At 43.4% G+C, this 18,499-nt stretch carries 18 protein-coding genes; 8 read left to right on the forward strand and 10 right to left on the reverse strand.

Features of this window, described 5'->3' with window-relative positions; genetic code table 11:
- Nucleotides 1-13 precede the first annotated feature (13 nt).
- Together F6K53_RS07295 and F6K53_RS07300 are read left to right on the forward strand one after the other, a co-directional pair.
- Nucleotides 14-2,599, forward strand: a complete 2,586-nt coding sequence (locus tag F6K53_RS07295; protein WP_293080259.1) for an adenylate/guanylate cyclase domain-containing protein — start codon at nt 14-16, stop codon at nt 2,597-2,599.
- Between the two features lie 297 nt (nt 2,600-2,896).
- Complete coding sequence (locus F6K53_RS07300; RefSeq protein WP_293019843.1) at nt 2,897-3,037, forward strand: hypothetical protein; 141 nt, start codon at nt 2,897-2,899, stop codon at nt 3,035-3,037.
- Here F6K53_RS07300 and F6K53_RS07305 read toward each other — a convergent pair.
- Nucleotides 3,003-3,467, reverse strand: coding sequence for a hypothetical protein (locus F6K53_RS07305; protein WP_293019845.1), 465 nt, complete (start codon nt 3,465-3,467; stop codon nt 3,003-3,005). The two genes, F6K53_RS07300 and F6K53_RS07305, sit on opposite strands and share 35 nt — an antisense overlap.
- 401 nt (nt 3,468-3,868) lie before the next feature.
- On the opposite strand from F6K53_RS07305, the gene F6K53_RS07310 reads away from it, so the two are divergent.
- Nucleotides 3,869-4,150 (forward strand): helix-turn-helix transcriptional regulator, encoded by a 282-nt coding sequence (locus tag F6K53_RS07310; RefSeq protein WP_293019847.1) that lies wholly within the window; start codon nt 3,869-3,871, stop codon nt 4,148-4,150.
- A 314-nt stretch (nt 4,151-4,464) separates the two neighbouring features.
- Here the strand turns inward: F6K53_RS07310 and hisB are convergent, their stop codons facing one another.
- Complete coding sequence (hisB, locus tag F6K53_RS07315; RefSeq protein ID WP_293080263.1) at nt 4,465-5,127, reverse strand: imidazoleglycerol-phosphate dehydratase HisB; 663 nt, start codon at nt 5,125-5,127, stop codon at nt 4,465-4,467.
- A 300-nt stretch (nt 5,128-5,427) separates the two neighbouring features.
- The gene (gene fabI / locus F6K53_RS07320; RefSeq protein WP_071103035.1) at nt 5,428-6,204 is read right to left on the reverse strand and encodes an enoyl-ACP reductase FabI; all 777 of its coding nucleotides are present in this window, start codon (nt 6,202-6,204) and stop codon (nt 5,428-5,430) included.
- A gap of 517 nt (nt 6,205-6,721) precedes the next feature.
- Here fabI and F6K53_RS07325 point away from each other — a divergent pair.
- From F6K53_RS07325 to ntcA, 3 genes are all read left to right on the forward strand, one after another.
- On the forward strand, nt 6,722-6,928 hold the full coding sequence (locus F6K53_RS07325; RefSeq protein ID WP_293080266.1) for a hypothetical protein: 207 nt from the start codon (nt 6,722-6,724) through the stop codon (nt 6,926-6,928).
- Between the two features lie 553 nt (nt 6,929-7,481).
- Entirely contained in the window at nt 7,482-7,631 is a 150-nt protein-coding gene (locus tag F6K53_RS07330) for a hypothetical protein (RefSeq protein ID WP_293080269.1), read from the forward strand.
- Nucleotides 7,632-7,743: 112 nt separating this feature from the next.
- Complete coding sequence (ntcA, locus tag F6K53_RS07335) at nt 7,744-8,421, forward strand: global nitrogen regulator NtcA (protein WP_293019853.1); 678 nt, start codon at nt 7,744-7,746, stop codon at nt 8,419-8,421.
- Between the two features lie 3 nt (nt 8,422-8,424).
- Here the strand turns inward: ntcA and F6K53_RS07340 are convergent, their stop codons facing one another.
- The 5 genes from F6K53_RS07340 to F6K53_RS07360 form a co-directional block, all read right to left on the reverse strand.
- Nucleotides 8,425-9,471, reverse strand: coding sequence for a GGDEF domain-containing protein (locus F6K53_RS07340; RefSeq protein ID WP_293019855.1), 1,047 nt, complete (start codon nt 9,469-9,471; stop codon nt 8,425-8,427).
- 1,285 nt (nt 9,472-10,756) lie between these two features.
- Entirely contained in the window at nt 10,757-10,891 is a 135-nt protein-coding gene (locus tag F6K53_RS07345) for a hypothetical protein (RefSeq protein WP_293024932.1), read from the reverse strand.
- Nucleotides 10,892-10,918: 27 nt separating this feature from the next.
- Entirely contained in the window at nt 10,919-11,116 is a 198-nt protein-coding gene (locus F6K53_RS07350) for a heavy-metal-associated domain-containing protein (RefSeq protein WP_293024934.1), read from the reverse strand.
- A gap of 824 nt (nt 11,117-11,940) precedes the next feature.
- On the reverse strand, nt 11,941-12,120 hold the full coding sequence (locus F6K53_RS07355; RefSeq protein WP_293024936.1) for a hypothetical protein: 180 nt from the start codon (nt 12,118-12,120) through the stop codon (nt 11,941-11,943).
- Between the two features lie 214 nt (nt 12,121-12,334).
- Nucleotides 12,335-12,514, reverse strand: a complete 180-nt coding sequence (locus tag F6K53_RS07360) for a hypothetical protein (RefSeq protein WP_293024938.1) — start codon at nt 12,512-12,514, stop codon at nt 12,335-12,337.
- 192 nt (nt 12,515-12,706) lie between these two features.
- On the opposite strand from F6K53_RS07360, the gene alaS reads away from it, so the two are divergent.
- Nucleotides 12,707-15,337, forward strand: coding sequence for an alanine--tRNA ligase (gene alaS / locus F6K53_RS07365; RefSeq protein ID WP_293080273.1), 2,631 nt, complete (start codon nt 12,707-12,709; stop codon nt 15,335-15,337).
- A 100-nt stretch (nt 15,338-15,437) separates the two neighbouring features.
- On the opposite strand, the gene F6K53_RS07370 is transcribed toward alaS, so the two are convergent.
- Both F6K53_RS07370 and F6K53_RS07375 read right to left on the reverse strand, forming a co-directional pair.
- A complete protein-coding gene (locus tag F6K53_RS07370) occupies nt 15,438-15,587 on the reverse strand; it encodes a hypothetical protein (protein WP_293080276.1) in 150 nt (49 codons plus the stop codon).
- A 27-nt stretch (nt 15,588-15,614) separates the two neighbouring features.
- Nucleotides 15,615-15,743 carry a hypothetical protein gene (locus F6K53_RS07375; RefSeq protein ID WP_293080279.1) on the reverse strand — a complete coding sequence of 43 codons (129 nt, stop codon included), beginning with the start codon at nt 15,741-15,743 and terminating at the stop codon, nt 15,615-15,617.
- A gap of 372 nt (nt 15,744-16,115) precedes the next feature.
- Between F6K53_RS07375 and F6K53_RS07380 the strand changes: the two genes are divergently transcribed.
- Nucleotides 16,116-18,497 (forward strand): ABC transporter substrate-binding protein, encoded by a 2,382-nt coding sequence (locus F6K53_RS07380; RefSeq protein WP_293080281.1) that lies wholly within the window; start codon nt 16,116-16,118, stop codon nt 18,495-18,497.
- The last annotated feature ends 2 nt before the right edge of the window (nt 18,498-18,499 follow it).

Below are 18,499 nucleotides of genomic sequence, written 5' to 3' on the forward strand. Positions count from 1 at the left end.
GCAGGATAATTCTATGGTAGCTGCATCTGTTTATCAACACAATTCAAATCAGGTGGAAAAGGGGAGCATATCTGAGGCAAATTCCTCAGCAGCAGGTTCGCTAGTTGCGGCGGGACAAATGATATCTAACTTCCTGGCACTTTTAAACCGGGAAAGTTTAAAACAAGTAGTCCCAGATGTAGAAAGCTCACTCCACATCGTCAATCAAACCCTGTCGATGCTGGAAGCTCTACTGGAAAACCAAGATTTTGAGAAGGTTCTCCTGGAGATTTTGACTGCGATTACTATCAAGACGGCAGAGTTAATGAAGGCCGACCGAGTAACAATATTTTTTCTGGATGAAGACAAGAAGGAACTTTGGTCGGTAGTGGCAAAGGGAGAGGGAAACAACACCTTAGGAGAACTGCGATTTCCAGCTGATCAGGGCATTGTTGGTGAAGTAGCTACTTTCAAACGGGTGGTTAACGTTCCCTACGATTTTTATGATGACCCTCGTTCTAACACTGCCAAAAAGTCTGACAAAAAAACTGGATATCGCACCTATACCCTGCTAGCATTGCCCCTGTTGAATCGACAGGGAGATTTAGTTGCCGTAGTCCAATTACTCAATAAGGTCAAAAATTCCTATACACAGAACGCTTCCTTAAACGATAAAATTGACCGACAGGGCTTTACTGAGGAAGATCAAAAACTGTTTAAGAATTTTGCCCCTTCGATGCGGCTGGTTCTAGAATCTTCCAAGTCGTTGTACGGAGCTACCCAGAGACAAAGAGCAGCAACAGCACTGATCAAAGCTACAGAATCCCTCAATCTCAGCAGTTTGGATCTAGAAGAAACCCTCACGCGGGTGATGGATGAGGCGAAAACGCTGATGAAAGCCGACCGTAGTACCCTGTGGCTAATTGACCGAGAGCGTAATGAACTGTGGGCGCAAATTCCCCAAGCGGATGGTTCCTCCCAAGAAATCCGGATCCTAATGGGGGTTGGCTTTGCCGGCAAGGTAGCTCAAAGCGGTGAAGCTCTAAATATTCCTTTTGACCTATATGATCATCCCAATTCTGACAATTCTAAAAAAGTTGATCAGGAATCTGGTTATCGCACCTGTAGCCTGTTGTGTATGCCAGTGTATAACTCCAATCAAGAGTTAATAGGTGTAACCCAGCTAGTCAACAAGAAAAAGACCGGTGATAATGATCCTTACAATCCGAATGATTGGCCTGAAGCTCCGGAATGCTGGCAAGCAAGTTTTAATCGGATTGATGAAGAATACATGAAAGCCTTCAATATTCAAGCTGGGGTAGCCATACAGCGAGCGAAACTGTTTGCCACCATCAAACAGCAGGAACAAATTCAGCGGGATATGCTGCGCAGCCTCAGTAATGGGGTTATTTCCACCGATAAAACCGGTAAGATTATCGCTACCAATGAAAGTGCCAAGAAATTGCTGGGGTATGACCATGGAGACAGCTTGGAGGGGTTATCGGTTAGTCAGTTTATTAACATCAAAGGGGGAAATTTTGCTCAATGGCTCCAGAACGCTTTAACTGCCAAGACAGCAAAAGACAGCCGTCAGTACTACCCCGACCAAACCCTGATCTCCCAGGGGTTAGAATCAAGCAAGCATTGTGTGAATCTTTCGATTAACTCTATTGCTGATGCCAGCGATCAAACCCATGTCTATGCTGCATTGGTAGTCATGGATGACATTAGTGATGAAAAACGCCTCAAGACTACCATGTATCGCTATATGACCCAGGAGTTAGCAGAGGAATTACTTAAGCTTGATGACCATAAATTAGGAGGCGATCGCAAAGAGGTATCCGTTCTGTTCTCCGATATTCGTGGCTATACTGCCTTGACCGAAAGTTTAAAGGCAGAAGAGGTCGTGCGTATGCTCAACGACTATTTTGAGTCGATGGTGGATGCAATTTTTGAATATAAAGGTACCCTCGACAAATACATTGGCGATGCGATTATGGCTGTTTTTGGTTCGCCCTTGCCCCAAGAGGATCATGCTTGGAGAGCAGTGCAAACAGCTTTAGAGATGCGCCGCCGTCTCAAAGAGTTTAATCAGCAACGTGTTGAAACTAATCGAAAACCTTTAAAGATCGGCATTGGGATCAACTCCGATAGCGTCATTAGTGGTAATATCGGTTCAACTAAACGAATGGAGTTTACCTCTATTGGTGATGGAGTCAATTTAGGTGCTCGCTTGGAAACAGCTAGCAAGCAGTACGGTTGTGACATCCTAATTAGTGAAAATACTTACAGAGCCTGTCCTGAACAGATCTTGGCCAGGGAATTGGACAAGGTAATTGTTAAGGGCAAGACCAAGCCAGTATCCATTTATGAATTGGTGGGTCTAAAATCTGAACCGATTTCGGAGTACAAAGAACGAATCATTGAACATTACGATAAAGGCCGTCAGTATTACCTCCAGCGACAGTTCGCCCAAGCCATGGGTGAGTTTGGCACCATTATAGAAAAATATGACAAAGATGACCAAGCCTCTTTATTGCACCTGAGCCGTTGTCAGCGTTTTCTTCAAGAACCTCCTAAGGATGACTGGGATGGTGGCTGGAAGTTGTTAGAGAAATAGTCGTTAGTCCTTAGTAATTGGTAAAAGGATAATTGCGGGTTATAGCAATTATCAGCAGCGTTTGAGCAACATTGCTTATCCTTTTAAGGCAAAAGGCAAAAGGCAAAAGGCAAAAGGCAAAAGGCAAAAGGCAAAAGGCAAAAGGTAATACTAAAGAGGGTTTTAAGCGATGCAGCGCCGACCTGAAGGGAGCCAGTGCCTTCATGATGGGCTCCCCCCCATGAGCAACGGTTGTAGTTTCCACGGGGCTTACAGGGATGTAGGGCGGACGCAGGTGACCCAAACAGAACCCAAACCATGAGCGACTGCATCCCTGTTCCCTGTTCCCTGTTCCCTGTTCCCTGTTCCCTGTTCCCTGTTCCCTGTTCCCTGTTCCCTGTTCCCTGGACTAATCGATTAACGATTAGAGAACCTTGTGAGTGTACTCGTGCTGTTTGACATTATCTTCCTTAGTAACAACTCGCTGCATATTTAGCAACCGCTTGCGTTCTGTGGAAAAGTTGAAGTTATCAAACGTTGTGCCGAGGGGAATATGAGCGATCGCTTCTGGACAACTCTTATAAGTGCGTGCAGCGGCGAGAGCTCGGTTAGTAAAATCATCGCAAAACTGAGCATCTTCTGGGAACTCAGCGGGTTTGAGAAGGCTATCCCCTGAGATTACTTTACCTAGAGTCGTACCACAAGCCACTGAGTAAGATGTAGGAACGCTTTTAAGCAATGCTTCTAGGGAGGCTGAGGGGATGGGTTCAATAATTTGAACTTGATGGACTTCCCCCTCTTCTTTGATAAAGCAGGTGGCTAAGCCCACCACCAGGTAGTTATCGGTAGATAAATCGGGAGCATTAGCTAAGGGAGTTACAGCGGTCATAAGACGATTTCAGTAAACGATTTCAAACCAAGATATATCACGCGCCAAGATATATCAAATCAATAGCTTTGGTGGCATTCTATCAGCAGAGCAGGTCAGCTGATACCGATTAATCCAACAGCCGGTCACCTAACTCTTTTCTAAGTCTTTTATTAGAGTGATGGCTTTTTGGGATTAAAGCAACCGTAATATTACCCAACCAGGAACCATATTTGACTGGAGGTGGATGACTTATAACGGATTGAGCTGTTATTTGTAGATTTAAGGATGGCTGGGGTAAACAACCTGGAAGCGTTATGATTAGGTTTCAAAAAGCAAAAGCAGCTTTTGGCTACCTGCCATTATGTGTTTTTGTTTATACCGTTGATGATATGGCGTTGGAAAATATATAGTAAAGTATAATGCTACGTGAACATCATGACATAACACTACTAAAGTTGCGCCAGCAAGTTGGCTTAACTCAGCGAGAACTTGCTGAGGCTCTTGGAGTAACCCAAAAAACCATTTCCATTTGGGAAAGGGGTAAAATGCAGCCTAAGCTCTCCTTTTGGCAGACTAAGTTAATGATGGAAAAGCTCAACTGCACCCTTGATCAGCTAATCATTGCCACTGAGCTGAAACACCAGAATGAAAATGAAATTAAATCACCCCCAGTGGTACCACATAATCCCAGATTTTTCTAAAACTCAAGGGTGGAATCTTGGCCTTTGGCTAGGTCTGAATGATGTCCCTTGGGGGGCTGACTGCATATAATGGGTTGACTAGCGTCAGCACTAGGGCGCTAGTCGTTTGAATCTATGAGGATTAGCACAATGCTGGTGCCCTTTGGACAATCGTCCTTTGGAATATAGCTGAGTAAAAACCATGTCGTTACCAAAACTGTTACGAGCACTATGCCCAAGGTTAGCGTACTCTACGATCAAATGTAGTTAATGCTCCTTAGACCAGTCTAAAAGCTGTGGAACTCTTAGTCCCATGGCTTTTTGTTTGTTCTCAACTACAAAACCCCCTTAGAGCTTGGAATCATCCCTGCACGACGAGGATCAATTTCCACAGCCATGCGCATTGCTCTGGCAAATGCCTTGAATGTCGCTTCAATAATATGATGTGAATTGATCCCATCTAGTTGGCGGATATGTAGGGTGAGCTGACTATGGTTAACCAGTGCGACAAAAAACTCCCGCACCAGCTGGGTATCATAGGTTCCGACACGCTGGGTAGGAATTTCTAAGCCATAGCTTAAGTGAGGACGCCCAGAAAAATCTAGAGATACCAGAATCAATGCCTCATCTAGGGGAGCCAGGAAATTCCCGAAGCGGAAAATTCCTTTGCGATCGCTTAATGCTTTTGCCAAGGCTTGCCCTAGGGTAATCCCAACATCTTCGTTAGTGTGGTGATCATCAATTTCTAGGTCCCCATTTGCCTGCACCTCCAAGTCAATCAGTCCATGGTAAGAGATTTGATGCAGCATATGGTCTAAAAATGGGATGCCTGTATTAGCGGTGCAGATACCTGTACCATCTAAATTCAGTGACACTTGTACATCAGTTTCCCCAGTAGTACGCCTGACTGAGGCTGTTCGCGCCTTTAACTTAGACTCTTGGGTGTTGAGAATTATCGCTCCGCTCTCGATCTGCGTCGGGTTATCGCTTACTTGCATTACATCTGTGCTCCTGTCTAACTTAGCTTCATCCGCTCAATTGCCTCACAACGAACATGCGCAGCATGAGTGTGAGATCAATTGCGGACAGGGTTTATATCGTTTATACTAGATATAGTAGGGAATATAAATTAAGAGCTAACCGCCACCTACGTGCTTAAAAATAGAACTTATTGTATTGTTCCGGCGGGTCGGGGCATCCTGTGTCATTAATAAAGTAACCCGTGTATCCGTGCGCCATAGCTGGAGTTGGTAAAAAGCCCACACTGAACCGTGCTTGTCAGTGTGGGAGTATGTCACCTACATCCCCATTATTTCGTAACCAGCGTCTACATATAAAACCTGACCAGTGATGCCACTGGCTAAATCACTACACAAGAAGGCAGCTGCTTTACCCACTTCTTCCTGAGTAACAGTGCGGCGCAGTGGTGCTACTTTCTCTACATGATGAATCATATCCATTATCCCCCCAACTGCTGAAGAGGCTAAGGTCCGGATTGGTCCTGCGGAGATAGCATTGACCCGAATCGTTTGGGGTCCGAGTTCTGCTGCCAGGTAACGAACACTCATTTCCAGTGCTGCTTTGGCAACACCCATCACATTATAATTGGGAATTACTTTAACCCCGCCAAGATAGCTGAGGGTGACAATGCTACCCCCATCAGTCATCAAGTGTTTCCAAGCTGCTGTTAGTCGATTGAGGGAGTAACTGCTAATGTCTAAGGCTAGGGAAAACCCCTCACGGGATGTCTGACTAAATTCTCCCGATAGATCTTCTTTATTGGCAAAGGCTAAACAGTGAATCAGGATGTCCAGTTTGCCCCATTGTTTTGCGATCGCATCCGCAATCGCTTCAATTTGGGCATCGTTTCGGACATCACAGGGCATGATAATGCTAGGCTCGAGCGGCTCTACCAGGTCTCGAACTTTTTTCTCATAGCGACCTTTTTCGTCAGGCAAAAAGTTCACACCTAAATTTGCCCCCGCGTTGTGCAACTGTTGGGCGATCCCCCAAGCAATGGAGCGGTTGTTGGCGATGCCAGTGACAAAAGCATTTTTTCCGTTGAGATCGAGCATGGTTTTGAGGTTGAGTCGCGCTATGAGTCAGGGTTGAAGGTTAGTTAGCCATCTATGACAGCCCAGTTATTATATCCCTGAATGCAGCAACGTTGAGTTTTTCAGCTCCATCTCAACTAGTAATAGGTAATTGTGAGCCCAAGTCTGGTCAAGTATTAAATTGTTATAATTTTTATTATAAATTTTCAGTATAAACGTTTATTATCGTTTATAAGCAAGCGTGCCAGGTAATAAAACTACCTCTATCGGCGATCTGCAATCACCCGGAAGCGAAATAGCGACTAACTCCCCAAGTTAATAGGGATGGGTTATGGCAAGTTTGGTGAGGTTACTCACCCGACTAGAACCAGGGAAATGGCTATTGTGCACCCCATACCCGTTCGCTCCACACCCCAAACCGGGTCTCCTGTTTACCCTTCAGGCTTACCCCCTGAGGTCAGCACCAATCATGACCCCTGAGGTTTTTAGTGTTTGGTAGCAATTTTTACAAAAAATTAGCTCAGATTGATATTAAGTAGTGGGAATTGACACTCACCGGCCTGTTCGCGTAGCGTGGCCAAAGGCCAAACGCGAACGGCTTTGCCAAAAGGCGCGGGGATTCCTAGATCTACGAGCCGCCGTAAACCGCCGAGTTCCTATTTTTGACGCCGCCAAAAACAAGACAATACAAAACCCGCAAATCCGTGAAAACACCAAATTCCCAGTCAATTCACGACCGACCTAGAGGGCAGTTCTCCTTAGGCGTTCAAGTACTTGTTGGAAGTGCCTTAAAAGTCCGTTTCCCTTCCTTTTCCTCAAGTTCCGGTGTGCCCCACCGTACTTTGTTTTATCTCAAAGGTTATTCTTCTAGGTTCACACGCCAACTGTTGATTGACGATTGGGTTTTTAAAGAGGACTTTCCCAGAGACGAAACCTTAGTAGAGTGGAGCCTTACTACAAAACCTTTTCCCTATGCTGCATAACCTGCCGACTATAAAGGCTCCACTCTACTTACGGTAACTTCAAGCCCTCTAGGCATTACTTCTTTATGGGCAATCAATTGCGGATCTCTCTTCCGGTTGAGCCAACGGTTTCTCAGCCTGTACCTATCTAGATTATACACCAAACAGACGTGGATTTTCAGAAAGCCGTCCTAGAAGGACGGGGTTTTAAACCCAATATTTTTGATAAATTTGTCGATTCCACGATGATTGGTACTAATCGCCGCTTCTCCCCCCAGGGGTTAAGTAAGAATCAAGCCAAGAGCTTGCTAAAATATAGACTAGCAGTTAATACTGTTGGCCTGTTGGCAAATTAGCTCAAAACTTGCCCGGTGCGGTTACAGTCGTCGAATTAAATTCGCCACGGGTCGCACCGCCGAAATTGATGGGCAAGGGGAATTGGAAACGGTTGTAGCAGTTCAGAACAAACTAAATAAAACTGTTTAAAATCCGCTAAAATAGCCTAAATATACCAGATTAATGAGCTAATCCGTGGCTTAACATCCCCGGAAGTCTCTTAAATGTAAATAGATAGGGGCATTTGTACAAAGAAATAGATATGGATAGGGTTGTGACGCAGGATACACCACTAGCGGCTGTGTTTCGTCAGATTGGTAGAGGAGCGTTTCCACCAGTCGTAGAAACCTATGAGCGAAGTAAGACGATTTTCTTTCCAGGAGATCCAGCTGAACGGGTTTACTTTTTGCTAAAAGGTGCTGTAAAACTTTCTAGAGTATACGAAGTAGGGGAAGAAATTACTGTAGCACTGCTGCGAGAAAATACGGTTTTCGGTGTTCTATCCCTGATTACTGGTCACCAATCTGATCGGTTCTACCATGCAGTTGCCTTTACAACTGTAGAGTTACTCTCTTCCCCGATTGACCAGGTCGAAAAAGCACTGAAGGAAAACCCGGAATTATCAATGTTGATGTTACGGGGGCTATCGTCTCGGATATTACAGACGGAAATGATGATCGAAACCCTAGCTCATCGGGATATGGAGTCTCGATTGGTGAGTTTTCTATTAATTCTCTGCCGTGACTTTGGGATACCCTGTGGCGATGGCATTACCATTGAACTGAAGTTGTCCCATCAAGCGATCGCAGAAGCTATCGGTTCGACTCGGGTGACTGTCACCCGTCTACTGGGAGACCTACGGGAAAAAGAAATGATTTCGATTCACAAGAAAAAAATTACTGTCCACAAGCCAGTGGTTTTGAGTCAGCAATTTACTTGAAAATTAGTGATTGCAACAACAATAAACCTGATTGCGACCATTAGATTTAGCAATCCGTAGGTTCTCGTCAGCAGATCGCAGTAGGCTTTCCCCTCTATGGTCGTCCGTATGGTTAAGGGAAGCAACACCCAAGCTAATGGTAATTCCGAGCACCAATCTTCCATCAATCTGAAACGGTTGATCGCTAATAATATGTCGCACTCGATTAGCCACTGCTAGGGCTTCTTCACAGTCAGTGTGACTAAGAATGATCACAAACTCTTCTCCACCATAGCGAAAGAGGGAATCTTGAATTCGTAGGTTATGTTTGAGACGACTTGCCAGTAGCTTGAGAGCGCGATCGCCTACCGGATGTCCGTAGTTGTCGTTGATGGACTTGAAATAGTCTACATCTAGGATAATCAGACTCAGGGGCGTTGATTGACTAAAGGCATTTTCGACTTGTCGGGGTAACTCCCATTCCATTGCCCGACGATTGCTCAATTCTGTCAAGGGATCAACCAATGCTATCCTAGATAGGAAATCATTAGTGTGCATTGCTTGCCGGTATAGTCGCACTCCTCGTAACCCTGCCTGAATTTGTGCCTTAAGCAACCGATTTTCTGCTACAGCTATGGCTGAGTCTTGATTACTGATTGAACTGATCCGTAAGTAGGCATCTGCACCGTTTTCTAGGGCTTGAGCACATTCTCTTAACTCCCAGTTTGGGTCTCGGCCCATTTTTGTAATCGCTATTTCGGGCAAGTCATTGATCAAAATGCAGTATATCCAACCGAGCAGCTTTTGTTCTTTAATATGACGACATATTTGTAAACTAGCCACCTGGGTTGCCTGCAAAATTAAAATAGCGGGTTGTCTAGTCTTGATGAGTTGTATGACATCATCAAGTTCCCAAGATACCTCGACAGTGCTAGACCTTATATAGCAAGTCCGCTTCACAAATGCAGTGATAAACTGTTTATTTCCTACTACTAATATAGAAGTATCGTTTTTATTTATAGTTAGCTCTACAGAGCTAATACATTCACCAGCAATTAATAATCTTAACACTGCTACTTCTTCAAGAAAGTATTAGCTAATACGTTTGGCTCTAAATTCACCAGTCTATGGGATTGGCTATGGGATAGATAGATTCTAGATAACTAGATAAATTTCTCCTATTGCTGACTATCGTTTGGGAGCTCAAGTACAGTTGGATCAGTTACCAATTTCCCATTGCCGATTCCCGATTCCCCGATATGGATTGTGAATCACGAGCTGTGGAACTCTTGATAAATTAGGTAATTTGATATTATAACAATCATTTTTAAACTATCTTATTGTATATAGCAATTATAAATAGGTTGTGAAATATCAAGCGGCCAGGATGCCAATAATACCATGATTTTGGGTTTATAGATTTTCACAACTCGTTTACAATTGTTAGATCGTTTTTAGTTTAACTAGTTTTATTGAACATAAACCTGAATAACAATAAAAATTAGTTTAATCCCCGATGAATCCAAAGCCAACTTAGGCACAACTTAGGCACAACTTAGGCACAACTTAGGCACATCTTAGGCACATAGTTAATTAGGGGTTACTCAGCCGAAGCTGAGCACAGGGATTATTCTATTTATACTTTCCTCTAATACTCTCTTGTTTTTATCACAAGTGGCAGTAGCAATTTCCTGGTATCCAGGTAATTTTTCTAAATCTTTATCGAAGATGGTGAAAACACCTAACTGTTCAACTGAGTGAGAGCATTATTATTCCCACTAACCTCTAATATCAAGTCAGGTTGAATACCCATAATTAGAGGGAGGGTGGGGAGATGGGGAGATGGGGACCCACCCCTAACCCCTCCCAGGAGGGGGAGATGGGGAGATGGGGAGATGGGGAGATTTTTATTAAGGGTAATTATTTCGACATGATCTAAAAAATTTCTTGCAGCCGGAGAGCCTGTGGTCTGCTGCTTAATTAGGATGAAAACTAGCTACAGAATTTATCCCTGTATTTCCTTGAACTCAATGACCATCTTTGTTCCCACCTAAGATAGACTACATTCCCTACATCGTTAACCAACACCTAAGCTGGTATTCATTTAAATTCCATTGTTCTGACAGCAGGTGAGCAAGGGAGCAGGTTTTTTTATAACTGAATAATATCCAATTTAAATGCGCAACACCTAGTTAACCAACACCTAGTTAACCAAAATAATATAACTTACTGATGTATTGTCGTTCGCGTAGCGTCGGCTTTGCCGAAAGGTTAATGTTTGAAGGTTGATAGTCAAAGGTTAACCATTAGCCGTTCGGCAATTTTGATTAAGCTGTCACCCATCTAATTTGCATACTTAGAACGAGGGGGAGAGTGGCAGAGGGATTGACGACTTTTTCCGTTCGCGTAGCGTGGCCATTCGCACCTCAAGCAGCGTGGCAAAAGGCCAAGCGTGGCCAACGGCCAAGGCCTTAAGTAGCAAATCGGCCAATCAAATCACACTAGCTTACTTGGTAGCTTACTCCACGGTGTGACCGACAGTCGTTATGATCTGTCTAATTGAATCTTCAGAGGCTTCGGTTTCAACTCTAACTGTCTTTGATGTTACATCCACTGCGACTTTAGAATCTGGCTCCTGTTGGAGTATACCTTCGGTAATGGTCTTAGCACAGACATCACACGCAATACTGGGAACTTTTAACTGTACTACTGCCATAGTCAATACTCAATCAGTTTTTCTGACACCGGTTAATCAGCTTCCCCTTAAAGCTCGCAGCCCAAGCTAGCAAGGTTAATGCTTACCAATAACTTAGCTCGATTGACGATAATACTCAATGGGCCTAGCCAGGATTGACTAGACCCATTCGAGTGGAAAAAGACAAATTTTCAACGAGTTAACTTTCTGACTACCAGTTTTGAATCACTACTATGGTTGGCAAACTACACAGATACACCTAATACTACATCTCACACAGTCGTGTCTTTCCGGACTTTGGTTTGGCTTACTCCAACTTCTGTTGGTTTTTGGCCACTTGATGCTATGTTCGATTGGTGCCTACTGTGGCTGGGTCATAGACCGCTAGAAATCATCTTATCTATGCCCATTTAGGTTTTGGCTTCAGGTTTTTCTCTGAAGGATGACTTCCACTCTTTAAATCTAACACGACCTTCTGGAGATTCCGAATACTTGTTGTTAAAGTTAAGGAGTCTTTACAAACTGCAACGATTAGATGAAAAATTATGAAGGGTCTGGGATTTCCCCAATAGGTTGCACCAATACTCAAAGGGCCTAGCCAGGATTGACTAGACCCATCTGAGTGGAAAAAGACAAATTTTCAACGAGTTAACTTTCTGACTACCAGTTTTGATCACTATGGTTGGCAAACTACACAGATACACCTAATACTACATCTCACACAGTCGTGTCTTTCCGGACTTTGGTTTGGCTTACTCCAACTTCTGTTGGTTTTTGGCCACTTGATGCTATGTTCGATTGGTGCCTACTGTGGCTGGGTCATAGACCGGTAGAAATCATCTTATCTATGCCCATTTGGTTCTTAGCTTCAGGTTTTTTTCTGAAGGATGACTTCCACTCTTTAAAGCTAACACGGCTTTCTGGAGATTACGAATACTTGTTGTTAAAGTTAAGGAGTCTTTACAAACTGCAACGATTAGATTAAGAAGGTTGAAGGTTGTTCGCGTAGCGTGGCCAAAGGCCAAGGTTACAGGTTGAAGGTTACAGGTTGAAGGTTACAGGTTACAGGTTGAAGGTTACAGGTTGAAGGTTGCAGGTTGAAGGTTACAGGTTGCAGGTTACAGGTTGAAGGTTACAGGTTGAAGGTTACAGGTTGCAGGTTACAGGTTGCAGGTTATATGTAACAGGTTTAACGTTACAGATTGCTAGTTATACATCCGGCTTTCAGTTGTTAAGCCTCTAATCTTCAACCATCCAACCTTCAACCATCAAACCTCCAACCAACCAACCTCCAACCATCCAACCTTCAACCATCCAACCTTCAACCATCCAACCTTCAACCAACCAACCTCCAACCAACCAACCTCCAACCATCCAACCTTCAACCATCCAACCTTCAACCATCCAACCTTCAACCATCCAACCTTCAACCTATCAACCTTCAAGCTATCAACCTTCAACCTCCAAGCATCACAATGGTTTGCTCTCCTATAAAGGGTGGGCTTTCACCTTCGGTTCTATGTCACAATAGATCATAGGTAAATTAATAAATATAGCGATAGGGGTTTACTTCCCATAAGCCCATAGCCTAAAGCTGACTTGTAGAGAACCATGCCCGATATCCCTAATTATTTGCGCGGTAACGAAATCCGGCAAACTTTCCTCGATTTCTACTCCCAACGGCAACACAATGTATTGCCAAGTGCTTCGTTAGTACCGGAAGACCCGACGGTGTTGCTGACAATTGCGGGAATGTTGCCGTTTAAACCGATTTTTCTAGGACAACGTCAGTCGGAATTCCCTCGCGCCACCACCTCCCAAAAATGTATCCGCAACAATGATATAGAGAATGTGGGACGCACGGCACGGCATCATACTTTTTTTGAGATGCTGGGGAATTTTAGTTTTGGGGATTATTTTAAGGAACAAGCGATCGCATGGGCATGGGAACTCTCTACAGAGGTATTCGGTTTGCCACCAGAACGCTTAGTAGTCAGTGTGTTTCGGGATGATGACGAAGCGTTTGCTATCTGGCGGGATAAAATTGGCATCCCAGCCCATCGCATCCAGCGCTTGGGTGAGGAGGATAATTATTGGAAATCCGGTCCAACCGGTCCGTGTGGTCCGTGTTCGGAAATTTACTACGATTTTCACCCAGAACTCGGAGACGAGAGCATTGACTTGGAAGATGATACTAGGTTTATTGAGTTCTATAACCTGGTATTCATGGAATACAACCAGAATGCGGAAGGTAACCGCACCCCGTTAGAGAAACAAAATATTGATACGGGGATGGGACTGGAGAGGATGGCGCAAATCCTCCAGCAAGTGCCGAATAATTATGAAACTGATTTAATTTTCCCGATTGTAAAAACGGCAGCGGAAATTGCTGGGGTTAACTATAGCAAGAGTGATGAGAAGACGAAGGTTTCTCTGAAGGTTATTGGTGACCATATCCGGGCAATCGTTCATATGATCGCGGATGGGATTACGGCTTCTAACACCGGACGGGGTTATGTGTTGCGCCGTTTGCTCCGTCGAGTGGTGCGTCATGGCCGTTTGATTGGGATTGATGGGGAATTTACCTGGGAAGTAGCTCAAACAGCGATCGCATTATCTGAATCAGCTTATCCTAATGTGCGGGAACGGGAAAAAACTATCCAAGCGGAAATGCAGCGGGAAGAGTCTCAATTCCTGAAAACCTTGGAACGGGGTGAGAAGCTGCTGGCTGAGATTTTGGCCAAGAAGCCTAAGCAGATTTCTGGCACAGATGCGTTTACCCTCTATGATACCTATGGTTTCCCAGTGGAATTAACTGAGGAAATTGCTGAAGAACAGGGCTTAACGGTAGACCTCGATGGCTTCGAGGTGGAAATGGAACGCCAGCGGGAACGGGCTAGAGTTGCCCATGAAACGATTGATTTAACAGTACAGGGTAGCTTAGATCAGCTAGGGGAACAGATCGATAGCACAGCATTCCTGGGTTACACTGAACCCAAGTCTATGGCTAAGGTAGAGGCTTTGCTAGTTGATGGGAAGTCTGTGGAATCCGCTGCGGCTGGGAGTAAGGTCCAGGTGATTTTGGATCAGACCCCATTCTATGCGGAATCTGGGGGACAAATAGGCGATCGCGGTTATCTGTCTGGGGATGCGCTATTGGTTCGCATCGAAGATGTTCAGAAGGAATCGGATTTCTTTGTCCACTTCGGTACTGTCGAACGGGGAAATCTAACGGTAGGCACAACAGTAACGGCTCAAATTGACCGGGCTTGTCGCCGTCGAGTTCAAGCTAACCATAGTGCGACCCATTTACTGCAAGCGGCTCTGAAAAAAATTGTTGACCCAAGCATCTCTCAGGCAGGCTCTTTGGTGGCTTTTGACCGCTTGCGCTTTGACTTCAATTGCCCTCGCGCTCTGACATCGGAAGAGTTAGAGCAAATTGAGGCACAAATTAATACTTGGATTAGTGAAGCCCATACTGCTGATGTGGAGGTGATGCCTTTGACAAAAGCTAAGGCTAAGGGCGCAACCGCTATGTTTGGGGAAAAGTATGGCGATGAGGTCAGGGTGATTGATTTCCCTGGTGTCTCGATGGAATTGTGTGGTGGTACCCATGTCAACAATACTGCTGAGATTGGCGTGTTTAAGATTATCTCTTCCGCAGGGGTGGCTTCTGGGATTAGGCGGATAGAAGCAGTGGCTGGACCGGCGGTGCTGGATTATCTGAATGTGCGGGATAAGGTGGTTAAGGATTTATGCGATCGCTTTAAGGCACAACCGGAAGAGTTACCTGAGCGGATTAGTAATTTACAACAGGAACTCAAGGCTACTAATAAACAGTTAGATGCCCTGAAGCAACAACTGGCTTTGGCAAAATCTGACCAGTTATTAGCACAAGCTAAGTCAGTAGGTGAGTTTAAGGTTCTGGTAGCCAAGATGGAGGGAGTAGAACCAGAGGGCTTAAAAAGTGTTGCGCAACAGCTACAGCAGAAGCTGGGAGAAAGTGCAGTAGTGTTGGGTTCAGTGCCTAGCCCCGACAAGGTGAGTTTAGTGGCAGCCTTTAGTAAGGGTGTTAATCAGAAAGGCTTGCAGGCTGGGAAGTTTATTGGTGCGATCGCTAAAATATGTGGTGGTGGTGGCGGTGGACGACCTAACTTGGCTCAAGCTGGTGGAAAAGATGGCAGTAAGTTAGGGCAAGCTCTTGATAGGGCGTTGCAACAGTTGTTGGAAGGGTTGCAGTGATTTTGGAGTGGGGGATCCCCCCTAACCCCCCTTAACAAGGGGGGGATTTGAGGAAATAGTTGTATTTGTGCGATCGCGTAGCGATTGGCCGTAAGCCACGCTACGCGATCGCGTAGCGGCTCTGTAAGAGCATCGCTCTTTTGTGTGCTGGTGAACAATTTAGTGCGTCAGTGCAATAGTTTTGTTTGAGCCACTGACCGACCCATCGTAATTGGTGAGTTAGTGCAATAGTTTTTTTTAGCGCTTGCATGTTAATCCAATTTCGGTTATAATACTATCACCGCTGACGCAATGGTTTTCCAGCCATGATGATTTCCACCGCATAAGGGGCTGATTTAGTAAGTGTTTCTGCCACTCGCCTCCGTTTCCTGATGAACAAGGGCAGAGTTACAGGTAGGCTTGGCACCACACTCGAAACGATGCTTCAAGAGAAGATATCGAGTGTAATGTATTGTTGTACATTTTTATAAAAATTGCATTTTTCCCCTACAAGCTTTGCTTAGCAAAAATTGTAGCAATAACCCTATAATAGTTTATCATACCTATACCCTAAATAGCCTAAATTTTGATACTCTCAACAGTATCTTGCTTGAGGTAATGCTGAGGCTAATCTTAATCTTTACAATTCACTATATTCATGGAATAATACCGAGAAAATTGAATAATCTGAGTAGGTCTACCTCGATTAAGGCTGTAGATTTACATCATAATATCTGTAAGTACGATTGTCTAAATCCGGCACTAAATTAAACGCTTATTGTTTATTTATAATTATCTAATGGCTGATCATTATATATCACATAGCTATCGTATTCTTCAAGAATATAAAACTTCAATATACTCTAGAACCTATAAGGTAAATGATGAGAGTGCAGCAGCACAACCTTGTCACTATATAGCCAAAGAATATAAGCCTCTGTCTGAAGAACCAGAGGTAATGGAAGAAGCTCAAAAGCTCTTCAGACAACGTGTCCAAGAGATAAGGGCTTTGAAAATTAACGGTATAGCAAATATTAAGTATCAGTTTCGCCAAGGCAATAGTTTCTATATACTTCGAGATTATATAGAAGATAATACTATTGAGGTAGAGATTAAAAATGGCAAGTATTTCCAAGAGAAAACAGTTAAGAAAATTCTCAAAAAATCTCTAGAAATTTTAGATAAATTACATCAAGCTAAAATAGCTCAGGGTAATATTAGGGCTTCTAACCTAATATATTTAGGAGACGATCAACTAACTCTTCTTGATATTGGAGATTTAAACGAAATCGGTGGGCTACAGCTAGTTTCCGGCAAGGTGTCTATTGCTCTAGACAAATATAATGATCGTTACAAACCACCCAAAGGGAATAAAGAGAGGTATCGAGACGATCTATATGCTTTGGGAGTTGTTTGTATTGAGATGATCAGATCTCAGATTAATCCTCAGCTTATTAGTCACCAATCTACTAAAGAAACTATATGGCGTTATCACGTTCCTGGGAAAAGCCCTTTACAGATTAGCGATGCATTTGCAAAGATCATAGACAAAATGATTCTTTATGAACCCCAAGCTCGCTATCAGTCAGCTAAAGAAATATTGAATGACTTAGACCAACTCCTTGATTCTAAGTCTAAAATCCCTGCATATGACAAGACTCAGCTTAAGATAAGTATTATTAGATTTAGGAGAAAACTATTTTCCAATCCACTATATGCTCTATTGATTGTAGTTTCTTTAATTGGTTTTGCTTATCTATTACTAGGAGTAATTCAAAGAATTGTTTTTAAGCCTGAAACTTGTCCAATTAAGATTGATGATAACATAAGTTGTGGTGAAGAGAGTCTATTGTTTGGTTATCAACCAAACAATAAAGCTGATGGCCTTAAAGCCTTTCGTAACCAAGACTACCAAAAAGCTTCAGAGTTTTTTAAAGTTTCCTGGGAAATAGAAGATAGAGATCCAGAAACTCTAATTTACTGGAATAATGCTAAACTTAAAATAGATACCAATATAAAGCCCTATACTATTGCGGTTGGAATTCCTATCAGAGTAGACGAAAAGACAGCCAAAGAGATACTTCGAGGAATTGCTCAAGCTCAAGACTATATCAATAACTCCGAAGCTAAGATCAATGGTAGACCGCTGAGGATCTTGATTGCCGATGATCATAATGATGTCGCTCACGCTAAGGATAGGGCAAATCAAATAGCTTCTCAAAGTGAGATCATAGCTGTAGTTGGTCATTATGCTAGTGGAATTACCCTTAAAACCTTGGAAGTTTATCAAAAACATAAAATAGTTATAGTTGCTCCAATCAGTAGCTCAGAGTCTTTGACAGATTTCTGTACTAAGCAGAAACAGTGTTTCTTTTTTAGAATTGTTTCTAATCATAATCATTCAGCTCCATACTTAGTTGATTTATTACTTGATGAGTTGGATAAGAATGGTCTTGAAAAAACAGCTGGGGTTGTTTATAGCCACCCTGATAATTATAGCAATTCGTTTAAAACCGTTATTGAAAAGCGTGTGCGAGAAAAAGGTACGTTGATTGATTTAGAGCAAAACGATCTCTCAACTCCATCGTTTGATGCAGGACAAATAATTGATTACGCTCAACAAAATAAAGTAAATGCAATTTTTGTCGTTCCTGACGGGAGAACTACAAGTTATGCAATTCCTAACGCAATAGATTTGATAAAATCTAATCAGGGTCGGGTATGGATTGGAGGATCGTCCTCAATATACGATCCTCAGACTTTAGAAGGCCTATCTAAAGAGAATGAAAGTGTACTATCAAAGTTTATAGCTTATTCTGATTGGAATCGCTTGGAAGGGTGCGTAGATACTCCTGAGGGAGAAGCCTTTTGCCAGCAAGCTTCAAAACTATGGAAAACAACTCAGGTAAGCTTGAGAACAGCCACTGTATACGATGCCATCATGACCATCGCTAAGGCTCTGGAGACTTTACCAAACCCCAATCGAGTCAAGTTACAACAAGCCTTAAGGAAAAATAATTTTAGTTACTCAGGTGTAACTGGGACAGTCAAATTCAAACCAGATGGTAACCGCACAGAGCCACCAGGAGGGGCAGTTAAAGTTATACGATCAACATGTGATTCAGCTTACCACGGATTAGAATTTCTTCCCATTGAGTATGTGGATGAAAGAGAATGTTAGTT

This window comes from Moorena sp. SIO4A1 (genome assembly GCF_010672065.1).
In the GTDB taxonomy this organism is placed as follows: domain Bacteria; phylum Cyanobacteriota; class Cyanobacteriia; order Cyanobacteriales; family Coleofasciculaceae; genus Moorena.